This window comes from Chryseobacterium capnotolerans (assembly GCF_021278965.1).
GTDB lineage: Bacteria > Bacteroidota > Bacteroidia > Flavobacteriales > Weeksellaceae > Chryseobacterium > Chryseobacterium capnotolerans.
In genome coordinates, this window is the sequence record NZ_CP065589.1 from 2894312 (window position 1) to 2915395 (window position 21084).

At 35.7% G+C, this 21084-nt stretch carries 14 protein-coding genes and 2 pseudogenes; 2 read left to right on the top strand and 14 right to left on the bottom strand.

The features are described from left to right. Positions 1-123 precede the first annotated feature (123 nt). The 3 genes and pseudogenes from H5J24_RS13855 to H5J24_RS13865 all read right to left on the bottom strand — a co-directional run bounded on the left by H5J24_RS13855 (position 124) and on the right by H5J24_RS13865 (position 3910). A complete protein-coding gene (locus H5J24_RS13855) occupies positions 124-1506 on the bottom strand; it encodes an MFS transporter (RefSeq protein ID WP_068942663.1) in 1383 nt (460 codons plus the stop codon). A 14-nt stretch (positions 1507-1520) separates the two neighbouring features. Then, a pseudogene (locus tag H5J24_RS13860) lies at positions 1521-2041 on the bottom strand (nuclear transport factor 2 family protein). Between the two features lie 8 nt (positions 2042-2049). Further along, positions 2050-3910, bottom strand: a pseudogene (locus H5J24_RS13865) (glycoside hydrolase family 13 protein). 395 nt (positions 3911-4305) lie between these two features. Here H5J24_RS13865 and H5J24_RS13870 point away from each other — a divergent pair. After that, entirely contained in the window at positions 4306-5280 is a 975-nt protein-coding gene (locus tag H5J24_RS13870; RefSeq protein ID WP_068945035.1) for a sterol desaturase family protein, read from the top strand. Between the two features lie 77 nt (positions 5281-5357). On the opposite strand, the gene H5J24_RS13875 is transcribed toward H5J24_RS13870, so the two are convergent. The 10 genes from H5J24_RS13875 to H5J24_RS13920 all read right to left on the bottom strand — a co-directional run bounded on the left by H5J24_RS13875 (position 5358) and on the right by H5J24_RS13920 (position 17585). Next, positions 5358-6224, bottom strand: coding sequence for a clan AA aspartic protease (locus tag H5J24_RS13875; RefSeq protein ID WP_232815599.1), 867 nt, complete (start codon positions 6222-6224; stop codon positions 5358-5360). Then, complete coding sequence (locus H5J24_RS13880) at positions 6221-6502, bottom strand: hypothetical protein (protein ID WP_232815600.1); 282 nt, start codon at positions 6500-6502, stop codon at positions 6221-6223. The genes H5J24_RS13875 and H5J24_RS13880 overlap by 4 nt, the downstream gene beginning before the upstream one ends. An 18-nt stretch (positions 6503-6520) precedes the next feature. Beyond that, positions 6521-7393, bottom strand: coding sequence for a hypothetical protein (locus tag H5J24_RS13885; RefSeq protein WP_141395658.1), 873 nt, complete (start codon positions 7391-7393; stop codon positions 6521-6523). A 5-nt stretch (positions 7394-7398) separates the two neighbouring features. Continuing rightward, complete coding sequence (locus H5J24_RS13890; RefSeq protein WP_068942655.1) at positions 7399-8232, bottom strand: hypothetical protein; 834 nt, start codon at positions 8230-8232, stop codon at positions 7399-7401. Then, positions 8229-9473, bottom strand: a complete 1245-nt coding sequence (locus H5J24_RS13895; RefSeq protein WP_082811142.1) for a radical SAM protein — start codon at positions 9471-9473, stop codon at positions 8229-8231. The genes H5J24_RS13890 and H5J24_RS13895 overlap by 4 nt, the downstream gene beginning before the upstream one ends. 65 nt (positions 9474-9538) lie before the next feature. Further along, positions 9539-9757 (bottom strand): hypothetical protein, encoded by a 219-nt coding sequence (locus H5J24_RS13900; RefSeq protein ID WP_068942651.1) that lies wholly within the window; start codon positions 9755-9757, stop codon positions 9539-9541. Between the two features lie 85 nt (positions 9758-9842). Then, on the bottom strand, positions 9843-11996 hold the full coding sequence (locus H5J24_RS13905) for a glycoside hydrolase family 97 protein (protein ID WP_068942648.1): 2154 nt from the start codon (positions 11994-11996) through the stop codon (positions 9843-9845). A gap of 79 nt (positions 11997-12075) precedes the next feature. Further along, the gene (locus H5J24_RS13910) at positions 12076-13194 is read right to left on the bottom strand and encodes a SusE domain-containing protein (protein WP_068942646.1); all 1119 of its coding nucleotides are present in this window, start codon (positions 13192-13194) and stop codon (positions 12076-12078) included. Positions 13195-13212: 18 nt separating this feature from the next. Next, positions 13213-14814 carry a RagB/SusD family nutrient uptake outer membrane protein gene (locus H5J24_RS13915; RefSeq protein WP_068942644.1) on the bottom strand — a complete coding sequence of 534 codons (1602 nt, stop codon included), beginning with the start codon at positions 14812-14814 and terminating at the stop codon, positions 13213-13215. 11 nt (positions 14815-14825) lie between these two features. Then, positions 14826-17585 (bottom strand): SusC/RagA family TonB-linked outer membrane protein, encoded by a 2760-nt coding sequence (locus tag H5J24_RS13920; RefSeq protein WP_068945033.1) that lies wholly within the window; start codon positions 17583-17585, stop codon positions 14826-14828. A gap of 333 nt (positions 17586-17918) precedes the next feature. Between H5J24_RS13920 and metG the strand changes: the two genes are divergently transcribed. Further along, on the top strand, positions 17919-19955 hold the full coding sequence (metG, locus tag H5J24_RS13925) for a methionine--tRNA ligase (RefSeq protein ID WP_068942642.1): 2037 nt from the start codon (positions 17919-17921) through the stop codon (positions 19953-19955). Positions 19956-20156: 201 nt separating this feature from the next. On the opposite strand, the gene H5J24_RS13930 is transcribed toward metG, so the two are convergent. Next, a complete protein-coding gene (locus H5J24_RS13930) occupies positions 20157-20861 on the bottom strand; it encodes a class I SAM-dependent methyltransferase (protein WP_068942640.1) in 705 nt (234 codons plus the stop codon). Positions 20862-21084 lie beyond the last annotated feature (223 nt).

The window sequence follows — 21084 nt, forward strand, 5'->3', positions numbered from 1 at the left end:
TAAAACTTAAGTAACCCAAAATGAAAATCGGAAGAAAAAATCTTCCGACCATCACTAGGCTAAAGCCCGCTCCTATTGAATTTATTATTATCGTTTTTTACGTTTCATTACTCCAGCTAATTTTTAAAAATGTACCTGCTTAATCTCTTCTTCAATCTCCTTAGGTGTTTCATCTTCAGATTTGACGAAGATCATTGTAACTACAGCACCAATCAGCATACAGATACCTCCTACCACAACATAATCCATGGCCTGTTTTCCAAAAACTCCGCTTACAATAGGACCACCAAACAATCCATTGATGATCTGCGGAATAACAATAAAGAAATTGAATATCCCCATATAAACACCCATTTTTCTCTGTGGAATCACCTCAATTAACATAGCGTAAGGCATTGCAAGGATACTAGCCCAGGCAAACCCTAATCCGATCATTGAAATCCATAGGTTATTGACATCTTTTATGAAATACATAGAGATCAATCCTAAACCGCCGCATAATAAAGCCAGGGCATGAGTCTGTTTTTTACCAATCCATTTAGCAATAGGAGTTAATAAAAAAGCAAATGGAATAGCCCAAAGATTATACATTCCAAACAATTTGCCGGTTAAATCTCCAGCATCATTGAATGCTTTTGAATGGGTATCTTCCGGAGAAAGCCCTAAATGATGGGTTGCCAAAGCACTGGTAGTAAACACCCACATGGTAAATAATGCAAACCACGAGAAAAACTGAACAATTCCCAGCTTTTTCATCTGAGCCGGAATGCTGGCAAAATCCTTGAAAATATCTGAGAATTTAGATTTTTCATGTTCTATTTCTTTACCATCTTCAAATGCAGCAAATTCTTCAGGAGAATATTCTTTAGTGGTAATGATGGTATACAGAATAGAAATAATCAGCAACACTGCTCCTACATAAAAGGAATAGATTACGTTATCAGCAACAAAACCTTTAGGGGCTACGTTAGAAACGCCCAATTTCGTCAGCCAATCCGGTAAATAAGAACCAAGTACAGCTCCAAATCCAATGAGAATAGTTTGCACCGAAAACCCGACTGTTCCCTGGTGTTTAGGAAGCATATCCCCTACCAAAGCCCTAAAAGGTTCCATGGCAACATTTACAGAAGCATCCATCATTGCAAGGAAAATCACGGCTAATAAAAGAGCATTAGCTGCAAACATTTGGGTTACAGAAGCCGCGTTAGGCAGCAAAACCAATCCTATGGCACACAAAACCGCACCAATCAGGAAATAAGGTTTCCTTCTTCCCAACGGACTCCAGGTATTATCTCCCATATGCCCAATAATAGGCTGAACAATCAGCCCTGTAATAGGAGCCACCAGCCAAAACCATGACAATTCGTGAACATCTGCTCCTAAATTAGCAAGAATACGACTTGCATTTCCATTTTGTAATCCGAATGCCATTTGGATTCCCAGGAATCCCATACTCATATTGATAATCTGAGTAAGTGAAAGATCAGGTTTCATTTTTTCAGCCATCGTTGTCTTTATGCTTATTTTGTTTTTAATTCTTTAATCAGAACATCTTCAAGGGCTGTTTTCTCAGCTACTACTTTATCTACAACATCGTTAGGAACCGTCATAGAAAGCACATATTGCTTTACTTTCCATTGTCCATTGATCTTTTCTACGACTCCTGAACCACGGCAGATTTTCATCTGAGTATCCAGTAATTCATCAAACCATGCCAATTTCCCGTCTTTACTGAAATGAATATTTCTTTTAAGTGCAGTAAAATTCCAGGTTTTCTTTTGTCGAAATGAGGTTTTGCCCAGACCATAAATTCTTTTTTATTCCAGACTTCAGTAGCATCTGTTCCGATAAAGGTAGATTCATCTGCAAAAAAATTGAAATAACCTGTATAATCAGCTTTTGCAGCTGCTACATTGAAAGCATCGAGCATGGTACTGATCTCAGATTTTTCTTTTTCAAATGTTTTGTTTGATTGCGCTGAAACTACTGTAAATCCGAATAAAAACAGGATCAATGTATGAACAGCTATTAATTTTTTCATAGTATTATTTATTTTTCAAGTTCAATAATTAATGGAGTCCTCGCGGGAACGATTAAAGTATTCTGTAATAGGAATTCTTTTCCTGAAATCACCTCTTTTCCTTTTGAAAATCCTTTTAGAGATTCTTCGAAATATTGTAAGTCTAACGTCTGATCTTTTTATTATTGTTGATGATCACCATTACACTTTCTTTATCGTTGTATCTGAAATAAGTGAAGACGCCGTCTTTAGGAACAAAATTCTTCGTTTTTCCAGTATGAATCACCTCTTTTCCTTTTCTCCAGTTTAATAATTTCTGAGTAAACTGATAGAATTCTTTTGTTCAGATGTTTGTGATGCAGGGTTGAAAGCATTCTGCTTGTCCGATTTCCATCCTCCCGGAAAATCTCTGCGGATATCGGCATCACCTCCTTTTTCTTTATTTCCACGCATTCCTACTTCTGAGCCATAATAGATCTGTGGAATTCCACGGACAGTTGAGATCAGAGTGAGTCCCATTTTGTAAACGTTCGGATCTGCATTGAATATTTCATTCCATCTTTCGGTGTCATGATTTTCAAAGAACACCATGACATTATTGATATCCGGATAAAGGAAATCACTGCTAAAAGAGTCATAAAGCTTTATCATTCCCGTATCCCAGCCTTCTTTTTCTTTAAAAGCTTTCGGCATGTCTCCAAAGAGCATAAAATCCATTACAGAAGGTAGATTTGAATTATATCCGGCAGCTTCCCCGGTTTTGGAGTTTTTTTGCCAGGCAGAAATTTGTCCTGCAGTGTACAGCCAGGATTCTCCTACAATATTAAATTTAGGATATTCATCAGTAATTGCTTTGGCCCATTTTGCCATTGCCTCTTTGTCATTATAAGGGTAAGTATCTACACGGAATCCACCTATTTCAGCATATTCGATCCACCAAATAGCATTTTGGGTTAAATATTTTAATACCAATGGATTTTTCTGGTTAAGATCCGGCATCGTTTTATCAAACCATCCATCCAACGCATATTTTTTATCAATATCTGATGCATTGGGATCAAATTGGGTAGAGGTTTTGTAGTTGGACCTTTTGAAACCATCTTCTCCTTCTTTGAACCAGTGAATCCAGTCTTTTGTGGGAAGGTCTTTAATCATCCAATGCGAAATACCCCAGTGATTGGTAACGTAATCCATCACCAGTTTCATATTTCTTTTATTGAGTTCCTGGGAAAGTTTTTTGTAATCTTCATTGGTTCCATAGCGGGCATCAATTTTATACAGATCGGTCTGGGCATATCCGTGGTAGGAGTATACTTTTTCGTTGTCTTCATTTACGGGCGTTAACCAAACAGAGGTTGCGCCCAGATTTTGGATATAGTCAAGATTATTGATAATTCCCTGTAAGTCTCCGCCATGCCTTCCGTTAGGTAAACTACGATCTGCTTTTTCAGTTAATTGCGGAACGGAATCGTTTTTTTCATCTCCATTAGCAAAGCGATCGGGCATAATGAGGTACATTACATCTTTTGAAGTATAGGATTCCCGATCCGCAGATCCGGGATTCCTCTGCTTTAATTCATAGGTATAAGAGCCCAGATTTTTTTTTATTTTTTTAATATTGATGGTAAACTTTGGTACCGTGATCTCATTGGTATTGACTGTAATAAAAACGTAGTTTGGATTTTCTACTTTTTGAATTCCTTTCATCTGAACTCCATCTGAAAGTGAGATTTCATTATTGGCAATTCCTTTTCCATAAACAAGGATCTGAAGTTCAGGATTTTTCATTCCTTTCCACCAGAAAGCCGGTTCTACTTTTTCCAATGTCTTTGATTGTGAAAAAGCTATTGAAGCGGCAGAAAGGGCAAAAAATGTATATATTTTTCTCATAACTTAGTCTTAGTCTTCTATTTATTCTTCAGTTTCGTGCTATGAAACATTATTAAGAGCATTGTTCATCACATTAAAAAACAGTAAGTTACATCAAAGCACACAACAATTTAAGTATGAACAACTTATCAGCAAATTACAAAAAAACTTTAGAGTTATTACAATATTATAGGTAGAATTATCTTTTATTCATCAATCTTACAGAGATTCATTGGTTTGATAAAATTCAGTGCAGAAATACAGCAATATTCAGAACTCATTTTAAAAGATAACAACAATATTTCACAATCTGCAACTTATTTTTTATTAAATTTTCATTAAAAAACACATAAAACAAAATATTAAATCTAAAAAATTCCCATTTTATCTATTTAATGCTTAGTTTTACAGAAAAAATGTTTGATTTTAGTAAAATGTTTGAAAGTGATGGACCGGATATTGTTTATCCCTGGGCCATTCCTATGTTTGCAGGCATTATTTTTATAGAAATGGCCTATAGCCACTTCAATAAAGAAAAGCTTTATGAAACCAAAGATGTGGCTACCAATGTGCTTTTAGCACTTTTAAATTATAGCCTGGACATCATTATGAAAGGGTTTTCTATGCTTGTTATGATGTTCTTCTACTATCATCGTATTTTTGATTGGGAAGTTGGGATATGGTATTGGATTGCAGTATTTCTGGCCCAGGATTTTGCTTACTATGTTCATCATTATGTAGATCATCATTCCCGTGTCTTCTGGGCGGTACATATTACCCATCACAATTCTGATTATTTCAATATCACCACAGGATTCAGAAGCCCTGTATTTCAACCACTGTACAGATATTTGTTCTTTTCTCCTCTGGCGTTAGTGGGATTCCATCCGCTGCATGTTATGGTAGCCTATTCTGCTATTCAGATTTATGGAACCTTTGTACACACACAATCTATTAAAAGTATGGGCTTCCTGGAATATATTTTGGTAACCCCTTCTCACCACCGTGTGCATCATGCCTGCAACATCAAATACCTGGACCGTAATATGGGAATGGGATTGATTATCTGGGACAAAATCTTCGGAACATTTGAAAAGGAAGACCCAGAAGTTCCGGTGAAATATGGTATTTATCCTAAAATGAAGTCTAAAGATCCGGCCACAGTTCTTTTTTACGAATGGAGAAGAATTGGAAAAGACCTTAGACAGCCAGGGCTTTCTTTTGGAGATCGCCTGAAGTATCTCTTCTATTCTCCGGGATGGAGACATGATGGAACAGGAAAAACAGTAAAACAATTCCAGAAAGAATACAAAGAAAAAATTAAGAACAAGCCACAGGTTGTTCAGAAAGAACAAACAGAGGTTACTGAACCAGAATACACTCCAAATTAAAGAGTAAAAAATCCCCAAGCGAGTTTATCGCTTGGGGATTTTTTTGTTATATGTTTTGTAAATATTACACTCAGAAATTATTTACTTTCAATATAGGTAACATTAACCAATTTATTAGGCTTCATGTAAACAATGTTTTTTTGAAAATCTAAAAACAGGTTGAATCTCTTCAGGACTTCATTACCTAGAATATTCATTCTGGAGCCGGTTACCAATCTGCTTTGTGACAAGAGCTGCACCGGGATATCATTTAGTTTTGATTTTCCTAATGATAGGGATTGAAGATTGGAGGTCATTACAGGAATTTCATTTCCCTGAGCTCCTTTCATTATTACTTTTTTAATTACCCGCATTTTATCAGTAGGAAAACCCTGTTCATTAAGTAACGGACCATCCAGCATGGCTGTTCTTTGATATCCTGTATCAAAGAGGTACCAATCTTTGTTTTCAACCTTATCCTGCGTGATGCCTACCTGCACCAGGAAGACGTTATTAAAATACTTTATTGGAAGCTTAGAATATTGAGATTTCACATCAGAAGGAAGCTGAGAATGTACCACCATCAATCCTTTATCATGATTTAATTCTACAATCATTCCATCAAATAAATCCCAGCCAAACCTGCCATCTGTTCCGTGACCTGTAAGCTGCGCAGGGTAAATATTAAATCCCTGATATTCTTTGTTCCCGATTTGCAGGATATTGGTTCCTGATTTTAATGAACTTTTGATTTTATTCTTTAAGGTCTCCTGTGTCAGTACCAGATCACTTGTTCCTGTATCAAAATTAAGTAAAAGAGTATCTACTTTATTGAGTACTGCTTTTACGAATATAGTATTCTGCTCATTCATATGGAGCTTCATGGTGTCTTTAAAAGACATTTTACTAAAGTCTTTTGGTGATAGGGATTCAATTCTTGTAAGGGCAGAATCTTTATCTTTCAACAGAATGATAAAATCTTTTTTTTCTCCTTTTTAAGGGTTACCACAAGAGAGTCAATATCTGTTTTTATAGCCACCTGTTTATTAGATCCTGCTATTTTGGAGACGGTATATACATCCGTTTTAATTTTAGGATCTATATTCCAATCTGTTTTTAAGCCATTGTCTTTTTCGTAAATGACTGCTTTAGGGCCATTTGCTTTCAGAACAGACAGTTTATTTTGAGCCCATGAAAAAGAAGTTAAAAATGAGACAATCAATAAAGACAAAAAAGATTTCATACTTCAATACTATTTAAATTATATACAAAATTTACCCAAATAGGTCATAACAACATCTATTGTCGTGTTTCCTATTGTTGTACCATCATGAAAACAATTATCTGTGGGAGCAATGTAAAACTGATAGGGTTCTTGTTTCACTTTAAGCACGGGATAACCAGGATAATACTTTAGAAAATAATCTGTAATGTTTTCATTTGTTATCACTACATCTTTAAGTTCTTCTTTTTCTTTAAGCATGTTATGCGCCTGCTTCATGGTAAGATTAACAAATAAAAAGTAACGAGGCTGTTCTCCTAAATTTATGGTAAATCTATTCCCGTACTGGTAACAGGTATGCAAAGTCATGTCCTTAGAACTGTCTTTATGAACGCCTATAAAACGAATGTCTTTAAAAGTGTAATTTTCTGGCAGTTTTCTCTTATTTAAAGAGACTACTTCACTATTAGGATAATTGGTTGCCACACTCATAAATCTATAAGGTGCTAATGAAATTTCATCTAACACCCCATTAAGATGGGTATTTAATTCCTGAACTAAATCCTTATTTTCAACAAATTTTTGAAATGCATCACCGTCTGAAGTTGCTGAATGAAGATTTAATTTTTGGAATATATTTTTAAGTTTTTCAGGAATTTCTCCTATAAAAACAGAATTATAATCTTTCTTATTACTATGATCCCCTTTTACCGTACTAAGTTCCTGGTCAGACAATTTCCGCCAGTCTCTTTTTGCTAGATGTGCATTGGGCTCATATTGTGCTTTGAACCTAATGTCTTTGAATACGATTTCTACAGGCTCCTGTTTTGAATGATGAACAAGGCCGGAATTGATTTCTAAAACATCTTCTAAATTCTCACCGTATATTTTGATTCCTGATTTTAGTTTCATAGTCATTAGTAATTATTAAATTCTCCCACAAATACCATGGTTATATCAAATTTTTTATTTCCCAGCGTGCTTCCGTCATGAATAAAATTATCCGTTGGGGCAATATAATACTGATATGGCTTTACTTCCATTCTGATCACGGGATAATGAGGATAAAGGGCAAAAAATAGATCTACAATATTATCTGAAGTAACAGAAATATCCTGATAATGTTTCTTAACATCGGTATAAATCTGTTTCAATGTTAAATTGACAAAATACAGATATCTGGATTCTTCACTGATATTGATAGAGATTCTGTTGTCTGATTTATATGCAGTATTGGGAGTAAATTTTGTACTCTGATCAATATGGAGTCCTGTATATTTTATATGCTCTCTATTATAAAGATGAAAAGTGGTAGTATGCATATCCGGAAGACATCTTGTAATCCGATGAAAATTATATCGCTGCGTATCCGATTTTTGATTAAGAAACTGATTCAAGACTTTATTCAGTTTTAAGGTAAGTTTCTCATCTTCCTGAAATTTGGGCTGAACATCAAAAAGCGTCTTGCATTCCTCCAGTCTTATGGCTTTAAACAAGCTCTTTAATTCATCCGGAATTTCACCCAATCCTAAGGTATTGAACATTTTATTATGCTTTCCGGAATAAGAGAGCATTTTATATTCTGCTTCTGTAAGATCACGCCATTTATTGTCAGGTAAATAAGCATTATCAAAATACTCAATTCCTGTATTGACCACTTTTTCAGCCACTACTCCTTTATTGATTTTAAGCTGGCTTCTCCAGTTGGCAATAGACTCTCCAGCCAAGTACATTCCTTTCTTCAGATTCATGCTAAACGATAATGCATTAATTTTTCTTTCACTTCGGATTCAATCATAATCTCTTCATTGTCAAATTCCAACTCATGTACTATATCTTCATAAGAAACTTTTGACAATTCCATTTCTTCTTGTGTTTCTAATGGGATTCCATCTATAATATCGTTCTGAATATAGGTAATAAGCTTAATCATGTCATGGCAATAAATAGTAGGATTATCAAAGCCCCGGTCATTAGAATAGCGATTCCCTAAAAATCCGCCACCACAAAAATCATAAACAGAACAGTTAAGACATTTCTGTGATACCATGGAATGTGCATTCATATAGACATCAAAAAGCCTATCATTGAAGACATCACCAATAGCGTGGGTATGGATATTAATATCATTTCTGGTAATTCCTTCATAACAGGCTCTTATAAAGTCTGCAACTTCCAAATTCCCATTAGTTTCCAGTACAGCAACTCCATTGATATTTTTACCTAAAATCTGGTCGCCTTCATCCTCACCCACAATAAGATCAATAAGTGTTTTAAAAAATCGTACACTCATTCTATCATGGTCATTTTTCCAAATTTTAAATAATTCTATCAGCCAATCTGCATAAGGAGTATAGTTTTTGGTATTAACGAGTTCCTTGTCCATTCCTTCGGGAAGCTGATCAAAATGACCGTCCGGTAAAAGAATACTAAGGCCTTTTACTTTTAAATTTTTAACCTCATCATAAAGTTCCTGAGGAGGAATTTTAATATTTATGACAGACAATACTCCATTAAGGCCATAATTCTGCCCCAGAGTAATTGCTTGCTTTACTTCCTCATAAGATCCTTTACCATTGTGGAAAACACGGTATTTATCATGATATTCTTTGGGACCATCTATGCTTATTCCAACTCTGATACCCAATTCATTGAAGAGTTGATACCATTCATCATCCAGCCCAACACCATTGGTCTGAATTACAAAATCAAAGTAATGATCTGGAAGTATTTCCTTGAAAATCCTGATGGATTCACGATAAAACTCTTTGGATATCAATAATGGTTCACCTCCATGAAAAACGATTTGTATAGTATTCAAATGATTTTCCAGGCAATATTCATCCAGCTTAGCTGCGAAAGCTTTTATGGTATCAATTGACATGAATTTAGGCTGTTTCAAATATGTTTTATCACCTAAATTATACATGTAACAATACGAGCAGTTGAGATTGCATCTGCTTGCAACCTTTAACACAAAAGAAGTAATCATATCTTATCTTATTGAAAAAAATAGTTCTCCGCTATGGCGGAGAACTATACATTTTAATGCAGCAATTACAATTTAGGCGTTGCTAATAAGAACTGATCAGCCCTATTATAAGCAGCAGAAGCCCCTGATCTGGCTGTTACGCTACAGTTGTCTGGTGCTACAATAATAGTAGACCCACCACCAAAAATAGATTTGTATAAATCTACATTTTCAGAAGACTGCATCGCTTTTTTAAGGATGTCCTTTTGTTCTAAGTTACTGGTAATCTTTAATTTCTTTTTCATGATAAAATGGTTTTGGTTAATAATTATAATAATTCTCCAAATATAGATATTTTATCAAACGGAAAAAGAAATTTTTATAAAATAATTACTTTTTCTTAATTGTTATTGCAAAACCGCCACTTCTAGCCATTTTAAAATTAATTTTTGATTTGCTTGTGATTGTTTTGTTATAAATATGATAACTCTGAGGATTATCGATATAATCAGCATCTTTTCCATCTTCATAAATGGTTGCCTCATAAGTCTGTCCTTTATCCAGGAATGAGAAATCTACAGTGTACTCACGTTTGTTTTCATCCGTAATTCCTCCTACGAACCAATTCTCTGTCCCTTTTGCTTTTCTTGCAGTGATTACATAATCTCCCGGCTCAGCAGATAAAATCTTCGTATCATCCCAATCAGCGGCTACATCTTTGATGAACTGGAAGGCATCCATATGCTTTTTATAGTTCTCAGGAAGGTCAGCTGCCATCTGAAGCGGCATATACATTGTCACATATAGAGCCAGCTGTTTTGCTAATGTTGTTTTCACGAAACGTGTATCTCCAGGGAAATAATAATCTAGCTTTGTTTGGAAAATTCCTGGGGTGTAATCCATAGAACCTCCCATCCATCTTGTAAATGGAAGTACAGTCTGGTGATCCGGTTTGTTTCCTCCAAATGCTTCATATTCTGTTCCACGTGCAGCTTCAGCAGAAATATAGTTAGGATAGGTACGGCTTTCTCCTGTAGGACGCACAGACTCGTGAGAGTTGACCATGATTTTATAGTCGTTTGCTTTTTCAGCAATTCTATAGTAATGGTTAATCGTCCATTGAGAATAGTGATGCTCACCTCTTGGAATAATATCTCCTACATATCCTGTTTTCACAGCGTCATAACCATATTTATTCATTGTCTGGAATGCTTTATCTGCCCATCTTTCATAGTTCGTTGCTGAACCTGAAGTTTCGTGGTGCATGATCAGCTTGATTCCTTTTGAATGTGCATAATCGTTCAGCATTTTGATATCAAAATCCGGGTAAGGGGTAATGAAATCAAAAACAAATTCTTTAGAGTGTCCGAACCAGTCTTCCCAACCAATGTTCCAGCCTTCGATCAATAGTCCCTGGAATCCATTTTCAGCGGCAAAGTCAATGTATTCTTTAACTTTTGTGTTATTAGCTGCATGTTTTCCGTTTGGTGTTAATTTCGCAAAGTCCGTTTTACCTAAATGAACATTTTCAGCTGTAGAATATGCCCACTGAGATTTCCCAATAATCATTTCCCACCAAACTCCCATGTATTTTGTTGGGTGAATATAAGAGGTATCCGTATATTTTGTAGGTTCATTCAGGTTGAAGATCATTTTAGAATCCATTACCTCTTCTGCTTTTGGGGCAACAATAATTGTTCTCCAAGGCGTTACTGATGGAGTTTGGATATATCCTTTTGCTCCCTGTCTGTCCGCAGTCAGGTGTGTTTTGAACTTAAAGTTCTGAGCATCTACTTCAAGGTGTGAAGCCGGATAGTCTAATACAGCAGCTTCTGCAACGTTGATATATAAAGGTGTTTTACCTTCTTTTTTCAGCATTAATGGAGACTGAACTGCATTTTTCACCAATGTCTGAGAGGCATTGGCATCAAATGCTTTATCCCATTTTGCCGGAATTTCAGAAACTTTTGTTTCCTGATACTGATATTCCTGAGAATCATAGTCTGCTACCATCCACCAAGCCTTCATATCGGTTGGGAAATCGATTTCAGAATCTTCTTCTCTGATGACGAAATAATTAAGGTTTTTCTGTTGTGGAAACTCATATCTGAATCCAAGCCCATCATTGAACAATCTGAACTTCACTACAATACTTCTGTCTGTAGAAGCTTGATTTAGCGTAACTGCTAATTCATTGTAGTTGTTGATATAATTTTTCTTTTCTCCAAGAACCGGCTGCCAGGTCTCATTTTTGGAGTCTCTTTTTTCATCTACCTTTGCAAAACCGTTGTTAAGGTCGTATTTTGCATCTTCTGGTTTAGCTATTTCAGAAGCAAATTTTATGGCTGTGTCTTTAAATAATCTCAATCCCAATTTTGAATCTTCTACAACCACCGCACCGTTGTATTTCAGATTATAGAAAGGAACTCCGTCTTTTAACTGGAAGTTCATTTCAAATTTACCGTCCGGCGATTTTAAAGATTGTGCTTTTACTCCTGTAAACATCATTGAGAGCAAGAGTGCTCCAACTGTAATTTTCTTCATAATGACTATTTATTAACTTAAAAAAATAGATAAAGTGCTGCTATAAAGCAGCACTTTGCTTTTATAAACTTAATGTTTCTTACAATTTTGTAATGGTTAACTTATAATATGCTGAATTATGTAAATCCAATTCAATTTTATAGTTACCTGCTTCTGAGACTTTATAACCTGGATCATCAGCTACTGTTCCTTCAGCATTAAAATAGGTTTGCACCCCTTTTCCTGACGTTAAAGTCTCATCATTTTTACTAGGCTGGAATTTCATTGTCCAGTCATCATTAGCTCTGAATTTAAATAAACCTGTACTGTTTAGGGCAATGGAATTGATTACAAAAGTTTTTGTAGTAGGATTGTAAACAAAATCTGTATCTGAATCCCATCCTGTAGGAGTTGCATCCCCGATAATTCCGAAATTGGCCAGTACTGAAGTATAAGTATTGGCAGCCCAATCTACCTTAATATAATAAGTTCCTATTGCAGGTGCTTTTATGTTATCTCCATCCAGTTTTAATTTTCCGGAATTGGAACCATCATCACCTTTATTCCCAGGCCAATCCTGATTTATAGCAAACTTGTATTTCCCATCTTCAACACCAGCAACCGTATTGATCCATATAAATCCTCTGTATTTATCATTTTTTTCAGGAGAATACAAATTAGGAGTATTAGCTGGATTCCAATTGACATAACCTGCTGCACCAGCATAGCTACCAGGTACATTGATTTTTGGATATACCAAATCCGGGTTTGGAGTGTACGGAGTTACCTTTACTGCGATTACATTAGAGTAGAAAGCCGCTGATCCTACAGAGGTTTTCAATCTTACCTCGATATCATTTACAGCATCTGGTACAGCTCCAATTGAAAACATTGCGGCATTCATTGCAGCATGAGTAACAGCACCTGAGGTCATATCATTGGAAAAGTCGATGGTAGCACTCTTTTTGAAACCATCACCTTTGATCCCGAATTCTACTTTTTGATTGGGAACTACAGCAATATTAAATGTCGGCTTTGTCCATGTAAAAGTGATTACAACATCATTAGCATTAAGTTCATTAAGAACTATTGTACTTTTATCAGCAGATATTTTACCGGCAGATGTTTCATTAATAACCGCCTGATCTTCGTCTTTTTCACAGGAAAAAACTATAAGCCCGGTAAAAACCAAAGCTAATATTTTGAATAAATTTTTCATTTTTAACAGGATTTTAAATTAATATCCAGGATTCTGAATCAGGTTAGGATTTGCTACAATATCTTTTGCAGGGATTGGGAAAAGATTTCTGTAATTCTCTACTGCTTTACCTTCTTTCACATTTCCTTTCCATGGCCACAGATAATCTCCTGTAGTAAATTTATTAAAACGAATAAGATCAGTTCTTCTCGTCATTTCCCAAGACATCTCTCTTCCTCTCTCATCTAAAATAAAGTTGAGATTAATTGAAGATACATCTCCATTTGTATTACCGTAAGCACGCTCTCTCAACTGATTAATATAACCTATTGCCGTAGCCTGATTTCCACCAGCTCCTCCTCTAAGTACCGATTCCGCATACATCAGATAGATATCTGCCAGACGGTATAGCGGGATATCAGCCTCAACCCAGTTGGTATGAGCTCCGACAGATCCGTTACTTTTAACATTCTTGAATTTAATGAATGCATAACCATCTGTGAATGATCCTAAATCGTTAATTTCTAAATTTTGCCCTGAAGTAAAGAACCTTCCTCTTTTATCGCTTCCATTAGTTGGGAATAAACCTACAAAAGCTTTTGTAGTTCTTAAGCCACTCCAACCTCCATTCACTCCAAAGTCAGCAGCTTTCATCTCTCCACCTATTGCAGCATGTACCAGATAAGTAGTTCCACCATTGGTTTGTGTATTTATTCCATCAAAATTTACACTTAAAATTTGCTCCGGGTTATTGATGTTATTATCCGCGAGGAATAAATCATCATATTTTGGCTTTAAAGAATACCCTGCTGCAATCACTTTGTTACAATACGTAATACAGTCTGTATTTCTTTGTGTTCCTGTATATACTTCAGCATTCAAATATAATTTTGCCAATAATGACCAGACGGCTGCTTTATCCGCTCTTCCGTACTCATTGGTTTTAGGGTCTTTTAATTCTCCTGCTACAGCAAGTAATTCAGACTCAATATAGTTGAACAATGCTTTTCTTTCTATCCTTTGTGGCGGATTTTTAGAGCCAGGCAAATAGGATTCATCCACAAAAGGAACATTTCCGAACATATCTATCGCATGATAATACGATTGCGCTCTAAGGAAACGTGCTTCTGCTCTCATTAGTTTTGCCTGCGTAAGATTATCTCCTGTAATATTATTAGAAGCTAATTTCTCGTCGGTTACATTTCTTAAGAACTCATTACAAAAAGCAATTTCCGTATATACTCTATAATACATAGCTGCGATGAATTCATTGGAAGCATCCCAGGTCATTTTATGAAGGGTATGCAGGTTTCCATCATTCCAGCCAATTACAGCTTCATCGGTTGTAACAACATTCAATGTGTACATTAGTCTGGTATATTGGGAAAATCCACCATTGATCCCATTGATGTCACTATCAGGCTGATCTCCGTCTCCACTGATCTGGCCTCCCATGGCAAGACCTCCGTAAAGTTTTGCCAGCACATTTTTATAATTGGCAAAATCTTTATAAATACTGGCTGAAGTAACATCAGTAATAGGTTCCCTTTCAAGATCTTTCACACAAGATGTTGCCGTTAATAAAAATACTGCAGAAAGAGGCAATACTATATTTTTAAGTTTAAATCTATTTAGTTTCATCGAATTTCTATTTAAAATTGGAAGTTAAAGCCTAGAGAATAAATTCTAGGCATCTGATAGTAACCATTGTCTATTCCACCAAAAACTTCAGGATCTACACCTGAATATTTAGTAATTACAAAGACATTCTGTGCCATTGCATACACTTTCAGGTTACTCCCTTTAGTGAAAATCTCCCCGAAATTATACCCAACATTGATATTATCCAATCTCAGGAATGATGCATTCTCAACATAAATATCCGATTTATACTGAGGAACTGCAAATCTATACTGAGGTGCTGTTGCAAATACATTTTGAAGGTATTCATTTGTAGATGCAGATTGCAGAGAACTGTTAGATGCGGCGTTATTATATACATAATTTCCTAATACAGCTCTTGCACTTAGTGCAAAATCCCAGTTTTTGTGAGAAACCTTAGTAGAGAATCCTAAAATTGCATCAGGCGTTGTCGATTTGTAATAATACATATCTTTTGTATTGATTATCCCGTCTCCATTTCTATCCACAAAAGCACCATCCACAGGTTTTCCATTAGTATCGTAGACTTGTTGATATACCCAGAATGAATTAGGAGCATATCCTACCGCATGAGCCTGAATTCTGTTTCCTGAACCTCCTTCAATACCTCCTACTTCCATATTGAATGATTCATCAGCTCTATCTTTAAGCTTAGTGATTACCGGTTTATAGTGAGTAGCATTAAAACTTACTTCCCATGTTGTATTTTGGTTTTTAACAGGAATTACTGTAATACTTCCTTCAATCCCTTCATTTTTCATATCTCCAACATTCTGCCAGCTTGCGTTACTTAAACCACCTGCCGGCTCATCAGCATATACAAGAAGGTCTTTTGTATCTTTTCTGAAAACATCAATTGATCCTGTGATTCTGTTTTTATTGAATCCAAAGTCTAATCCTAGGTTTTTAGTAGTAGTTGTTTCCCATGTAAGATTCGGGTTATAGTTAGCCGGCCTGAACATAAAATAGAATTCATTCCCGAACTGATATCCTGCTCCCTGATAACTTGGGTTATAAGCTGCAAAAGCAGGATAATTATTAGGTTTATTACCGTTAAGTGCCGGCAATTCCTGCTGTCCTGTTTTACCCCATCCTGCTCTCAGCTTTAATGTACTGATTGAAGATATATTTTTGATAAAGTTTTCTTCATTAAGCTTCCATGCCAAAGAAACTCCTGGGAAAACTCCCCATACATTATCTCTTGTGCCGTTAAAGAATCTTGATGAGCCATCTTTACGTATAGATCCTGAAATAACATATTTGTTTGCTACTGTAAAAATAGCTCTTCCATAGAATGAAATTAATGTATTTCGGGTTTTAAAATCAAGGTCTTGAGAGTTAATACCTGTTCCTCTATATGTTATTGCTCCTGGAATTGAAATATTAAAATCCTGATAAGAATATCCAGCTGTAATATCTACACCAGTATTAATGGCATTAATATTTTTCACATAATTAAAGTAAGTTTCCAAAAGCTTGTTTTTCTTTTCCATTGAATAGAAATTTGAGCTTCCTTTATCTTCAAAACCAGCTCTCAGGTTACCATCCTTAATTTTGTGTCCATCACTTTTGGTGTAGTCATATCCAGCATTTACATTAAAATGAAGATCAGGTAGAAAGTGGAATTTATAATCTAATTGAATATTTCCTAATCCTCTGGTTACCGAAGAGATATCCCTGATACCATTGATCAGTCCAAGTGGATTTTTATTACCATTTACATTATATCCTGTTGCAGATCCCGAATCCAGCCACTCATAGTAGCCTCCATAATTAGAATTTCCTGAGTAAACCGGCTGTGTAGGATCAAAATAAGTAGCTGCCTTGATTACTTCGCCATCTACAAATCTGTTATCAGTAAATGTTCCTTTCAGATTTACATTCACTGATAGATGATTATCCAAAAATTTTGGGTTTACATTTAATCCTACGGAAGTTCTACGGAAAGAATTTGATTTTACAATCCCATTCTGTTCGTTATATCCTAATGACAAACGATATGGAAGACCTTTAATACCACCTGAAAAGGCTACGTTATTATCGGTACCCCATGCTGCCTGATAAATTTGATCCTGCCAGTCAGTATTGGCAGTTCCAAGCTTACCTTTATAGTTAGCAGATGCATATGGGTTCCCATTAACAAAGTCTCTAAATTCCTGGGCATTTAAAACATCTACTTTCCCCATTTTAGTAGAAACAGAAGTTACTGTTGAGAAGTTTAGCTTAAACCTTCCAGCTGTTCCTTTCTTAGTGGTAACGAGAATAACACCGTTGGAAGCTCTATTACCATAGATAGCAGTAGCAGAAGCATCTTTAAGGATATCAAATGTTTCAATATCATTGGGGTTAATTAAGGATAATGGATCAGAAACTCCATTCATTCCTACGAAATCCTGAGGAACTCCGTCAATTACAATTAATGGCGAGTTTTCACCACTTAAAGAAGACGTTCCTCTGATTCTGATTTTTGTACCGGAACCAGGTGCTCCACTGTTATTGGTAATCTGTACCCCCGGTGTTTTCCCCTGGATAAGCTGTCCTGCAGAGGTTGCTCCTCCGTTAAAATCCTTTGCGGTAACGGAAGTGATAGAACCGGTAAGGTCAGATTTTTTCTGTTTACCATACCCGATCAATACAACTTCTTCAATCTTCTTTTCCTGAGGAACGGAGTCCTTAGTCTGCGCATGCATTACTGTACTTGCCAGTAAAAAAGCAGGCGCTATTTTTAATGCCGTTGTAAAATTCTTCACAATTTTATTTTTATAGTTTCGTTTTTCAGTCCTGTTTCTGGCCCATAGCCAGTGTTGCAATTTAAAAAAAAATAGAATTATCATAATTTTAATATAAATTATGAAAAAATTATGTATATTACGAAACCGTTTTTAGTTAAAATTTTACACTTCAAGATCTTACACGATAGTATGCAATACATAACATTTGTTTTGAGTTAACAAAAAGTTAAACACTAGTTTAACTTAATTTCATATTCAACTCCCTAAAACCACAACATTCTTCATAATAACACCACAAATAGCGGTATTCAAGAGATAATCCTTATCTTTGCAGTCAAAACTTTACTATAAATGTCAAACAGAAAGATGATTACGGCAGCTTTGCCTTATGCAAACGGTCCGGTTCATATAGGACATTTGGCAGGTGTTTATATTCCTGCGGATGTTTACGCAAGATTTCAGAGAAGATTAGGAAAAGATGTAGCGTTTATCTGTGGTTCAGATGAGCACGGCATTCCTATTACCATAAGAGCTAAAAAAGAAGGAGTTACTCCTCAGGATATTGTGGACAAATACCATGGGATTATTAAAAAGTCTTTTGCTGATTTGGGAATTTCATTTGATGAATATTCCAGAACAACATCACAAAACCATTATGAAACCAGTCAGGATTTTTTCAAAGTTCTTTATGAAAAAGGAAAATTCACTGAAGAAGTTTCTGAACAATATTTTGATGAGCAGGCAGGAGAATTCCTTGCAGACCGTTATATTGTAGGAACATGTCCGAACTGTGGTAATGAGAATGCTTATGGTGATCAGTGTGAGAAATGTGGCTCTACCCTTTCTCCATCTGAATTGATCAATCCGAAATCAATGCTTAGTGGAAACGTTCCTATCCTTAAAGATACGAAGAACTGGTATCTTCCTCTTAATGAATATGAAGATTTCTTAAACGAATGGATCATTGAAGGCCATAAAGATGACTGGAAGCCTAACGTATATGGTCAGGTTAAATCATGGTTAAATGATGGGTTAAAGCCTCGTGCCATGACAAGAGATCTGAACTGGGGTGTTCCGGTTCCACTTCCTAATGCCGAAGGAAAAGTTCTTTATGTATGGTTTGATGCTCCCATCGGATATATTTCTTTTACTAAAGAATGGGCTGAAAAAAACGGAAAAGACTGGAAAGATTACTGGCAAAGCGAAAACAGTGACCTTGTACACTTTATCGGAAAGGATAATATTGTATTCCACTGTATCATCTTCCCAGCGATGATGAAGGCACACGGTGATTATATCATGCCTAAAAATGTACCTGCTTTTGAATTCCTTAATCTGGAGAACGATAAAATCTCAACCTCAAGAAACTGGGCAGTATGGGCTCATGAATATGTAGAGGATTTTCCTGGCCAGCAAGATGTTTTAAGATATGCATTGCTTTCATCAGCTCCTGAAACGAAGGACAATAACTTCACATGGAAGGATTTTCAGACAAAGAATAATTCTGAACTGGTAGGAATTTTCGGAAACTTTATTAATAGAGTTGCTGTGCTAGTTCATAAATATTATGACGGAGTTGTTCCTCAGGGGGATACAAACAGTCCTGAACTGAAAGAAATCAATAAGGCAGCTAAAGAAATTTCAGGATTCCTTGAAAATTATGAATTCAGAAATGCTTTATCCGCATTAATGAATCTAGCCAGATTTGGAAATCAATATCTTCAGACTGAAGAGCCTTGGAAAACCATCAAAGATAATCCGGAGAAGGCAGCACAGTCTCTATTTGTAGGGGCCCAGATTGCTGTTGCTTTAGCACAACTATGTGAACCATTCATGCCTTTCAGTTCTGAAAAGCTACTGAATATGTTCAATGTTGAAAAGAAAAGCTGGAATGATGTTGAAACACAATCTGTTTTAATTGAAACAGGTCACAAAATTAACGAAGCCTCTCTTCTATTCTCAAAAATTGAAGATAATGTAATTGAAGCTCAGATTCAGAAGCTTGAAGACACCAAACAAAACAATAAGAAAACAAACCCTAACGCGAATCCAATGAAAGAAGAAATCACTTTTGATGATTTTACTAAAATAGATCTTAGAACAGCTACCATTTTAGAAGCTGAAAAAGTAGAAAAAGCAGATAAATTACTGAAACTTACCGTAGATACAGGAGTAGATGTAAGAACTGTGGTTTCAGGAATTGCAGAAAGCTTTACTCCTGAAGAAGTAGTTGGGAAACAAGTAATGATTCTATTAAACCTTGCTCCAAGAAAGATCAGAGGAATTGAATCTCAGGGAATGTTGTTATTAACGACTAAACCGGATGGTAAATTATCTTTCGTAACACCGGATGACAGCAATGTTGAAAACGGTATTGAGATCGGATAAATTATCCTTACAATAAAGAATAAAGGCTGTTTCTATAGGAAGCAGCCTTTTTTTTGGGACCAGAATAGTTGATTATATTCTCTCGCAGATTCCACAGATTTCGCAGATCATTCCGAAATAAGTTTTGGCTAAAGCCAATGGAAAGGATGAAAAAATAAAACGGGCTGAAGCCCGTTTCCATTGAATTTCGTTAAAAATATTTTATTTTTTAGTCAGTTTTGCTAAATAAGAATCTTCATCCTTCAATACCCTTTCGATCTTAAATCCATTGTTCTCAGCAGCATTTTTCAACGTGTTGAAATCAAGATACAGCCATGTGATTGGTTTTTCAGATTCTCCTTTATAATGAACGATATATTCCAGTTCTCCATAATATCCTCCGGCGGGAATGTATACTCCACCATCTTTATCACGATCAAACATATAGAGAATATCTGTACTGTCGATCAGAATCTGTCCATCTTCATTCAGTAATGTCCCTAATTTCTGAAGATAAATATCAATTTTGGATAATCCCTCAAAGATTCCGGTCCCATTCATCAATAGTAAAATAGTGTCGAATGTTTCTCCTGAAAAGTCAAGAATATTTTTACAAACGCCTTTTTTAACTCCTCTTAATTGACAAACCTCAATGGATTTTGGAGAAATATCCAAAGCAGTCACCTCAAGATTTGCTTCGTTCTGAAGATACAAAGCATGAGAACCGGCTCCAGCACCAATATCCAAAACTTTTCCCTTAGAAAGCTGTAAAGCTTTCTGTTCAATATCATTCATGTCTTCAAAATCCCTGAATAGATAGTCTACAGGAAGTTCATCCAACTCAGAAATTGACGTTTCTGTCTGCAGGTCTTCAGGATTTTCATCATGATAATAATCCCAGATGGCTTTGCCCATTAAATCTTTCATAGTGCAAAGATACGGCTTCAGAGGGTAAAGTTCAAAGTTTGAGGTTCGCGTATTCATGGGACGAATTACAGGTTACGAGGTTTGCATTGTTTTTGTTATAACTTTTTCTCAGATCTTCAATATGAGTATTATTATAACGCAATAGTTTGCAAGGTTTTGAAAATGCTCATTCTTTTTCTAAGATCGCAAAGGCGTTTCTCTCAGCAATGAAACTATTTATGTC

Excerpts from the sequence above, each read along its gene's own strand:
- H5J24_RS13870 (WP_068945035.1), top strand. The coding sequence starts at position 4,306 with ATGTTTGATTTTAGTAAAATGTTTGAAAGTGATGGACCGGATATTGTT.
- H5J24_RS13855 (WP_068942663.1), bottom strand. The coding sequence starts at position 1,506 with ATGGCTGAAAAAATGAAACCTGATCTTTCACTTACTCAGATTATCAAT.
- H5J24_RS13880 (WP_232815600.1), bottom strand. The coding sequence starts at position 6,502 with ATGAAATCTTTTTTGTCTTTATTGATTGTCTCATTTTTAACTTCTTTT.
- H5J24_RS13910 (WP_068942646.1), bottom strand. The coding sequence starts at position 13,194 with ATGAAAAATTTATTCAAAATATTAGCTTTGGTTTTTACCGGGCTTATA.
- H5J24_RS13930 (WP_068942640.1), bottom strand. The coding sequence starts at position 20,861 with ATGAAAGATTTAATGGGCAAAGCCATCTGGGATTATTATCATGATGAA.
- H5J24_RS13895 (WP_082811142.1), bottom strand. The coding sequence starts at position 9,473 with ATGATTACTTCTTTTGTGTTAAAGGTTGCAAGCAGATGCAATCTCAAC.
- H5J24_RS13890 (WP_068942655.1), bottom strand. The coding sequence starts at position 8,232 with ATGAATCTGAAGAAAGGAATGTACTTGGCTGGAGAGTCTATTGCCAAC.
- metG (WP_068942642.1), top strand. The coding sequence starts at position 17,919 with ATGTCAAACAGAAAGATGATTACGGCAGCTTTGCCTTATGCAAACGGT.
- H5J24_RS13915 (WP_068942644.1), bottom strand. The coding sequence starts at position 14,814 with ATGAAACTAAATAGATTTAAACTTAAAAATATAGTATTGCCTCTTTCT.
- H5J24_RS13885 (WP_141395658.1), bottom strand. The coding sequence starts at position 7,393 with ATGAAACTAAAATCAGGAATCAAAATATACGGTGAGAATTTAGAAGAT.
- H5J24_RS13905 (WP_068942648.1), bottom strand. The coding sequence starts at position 11,996 with ATGAAGAAAATTACAGTTGGAGCACTCTTGCTCTCAATGATGTTTACA.
- H5J24_RS13900 (WP_068942651.1), bottom strand. The coding sequence starts at position 9,757 with ATGAAAAAGAAATTAAAGATTACCAGTAACTTAGAACAAAAGGACATC.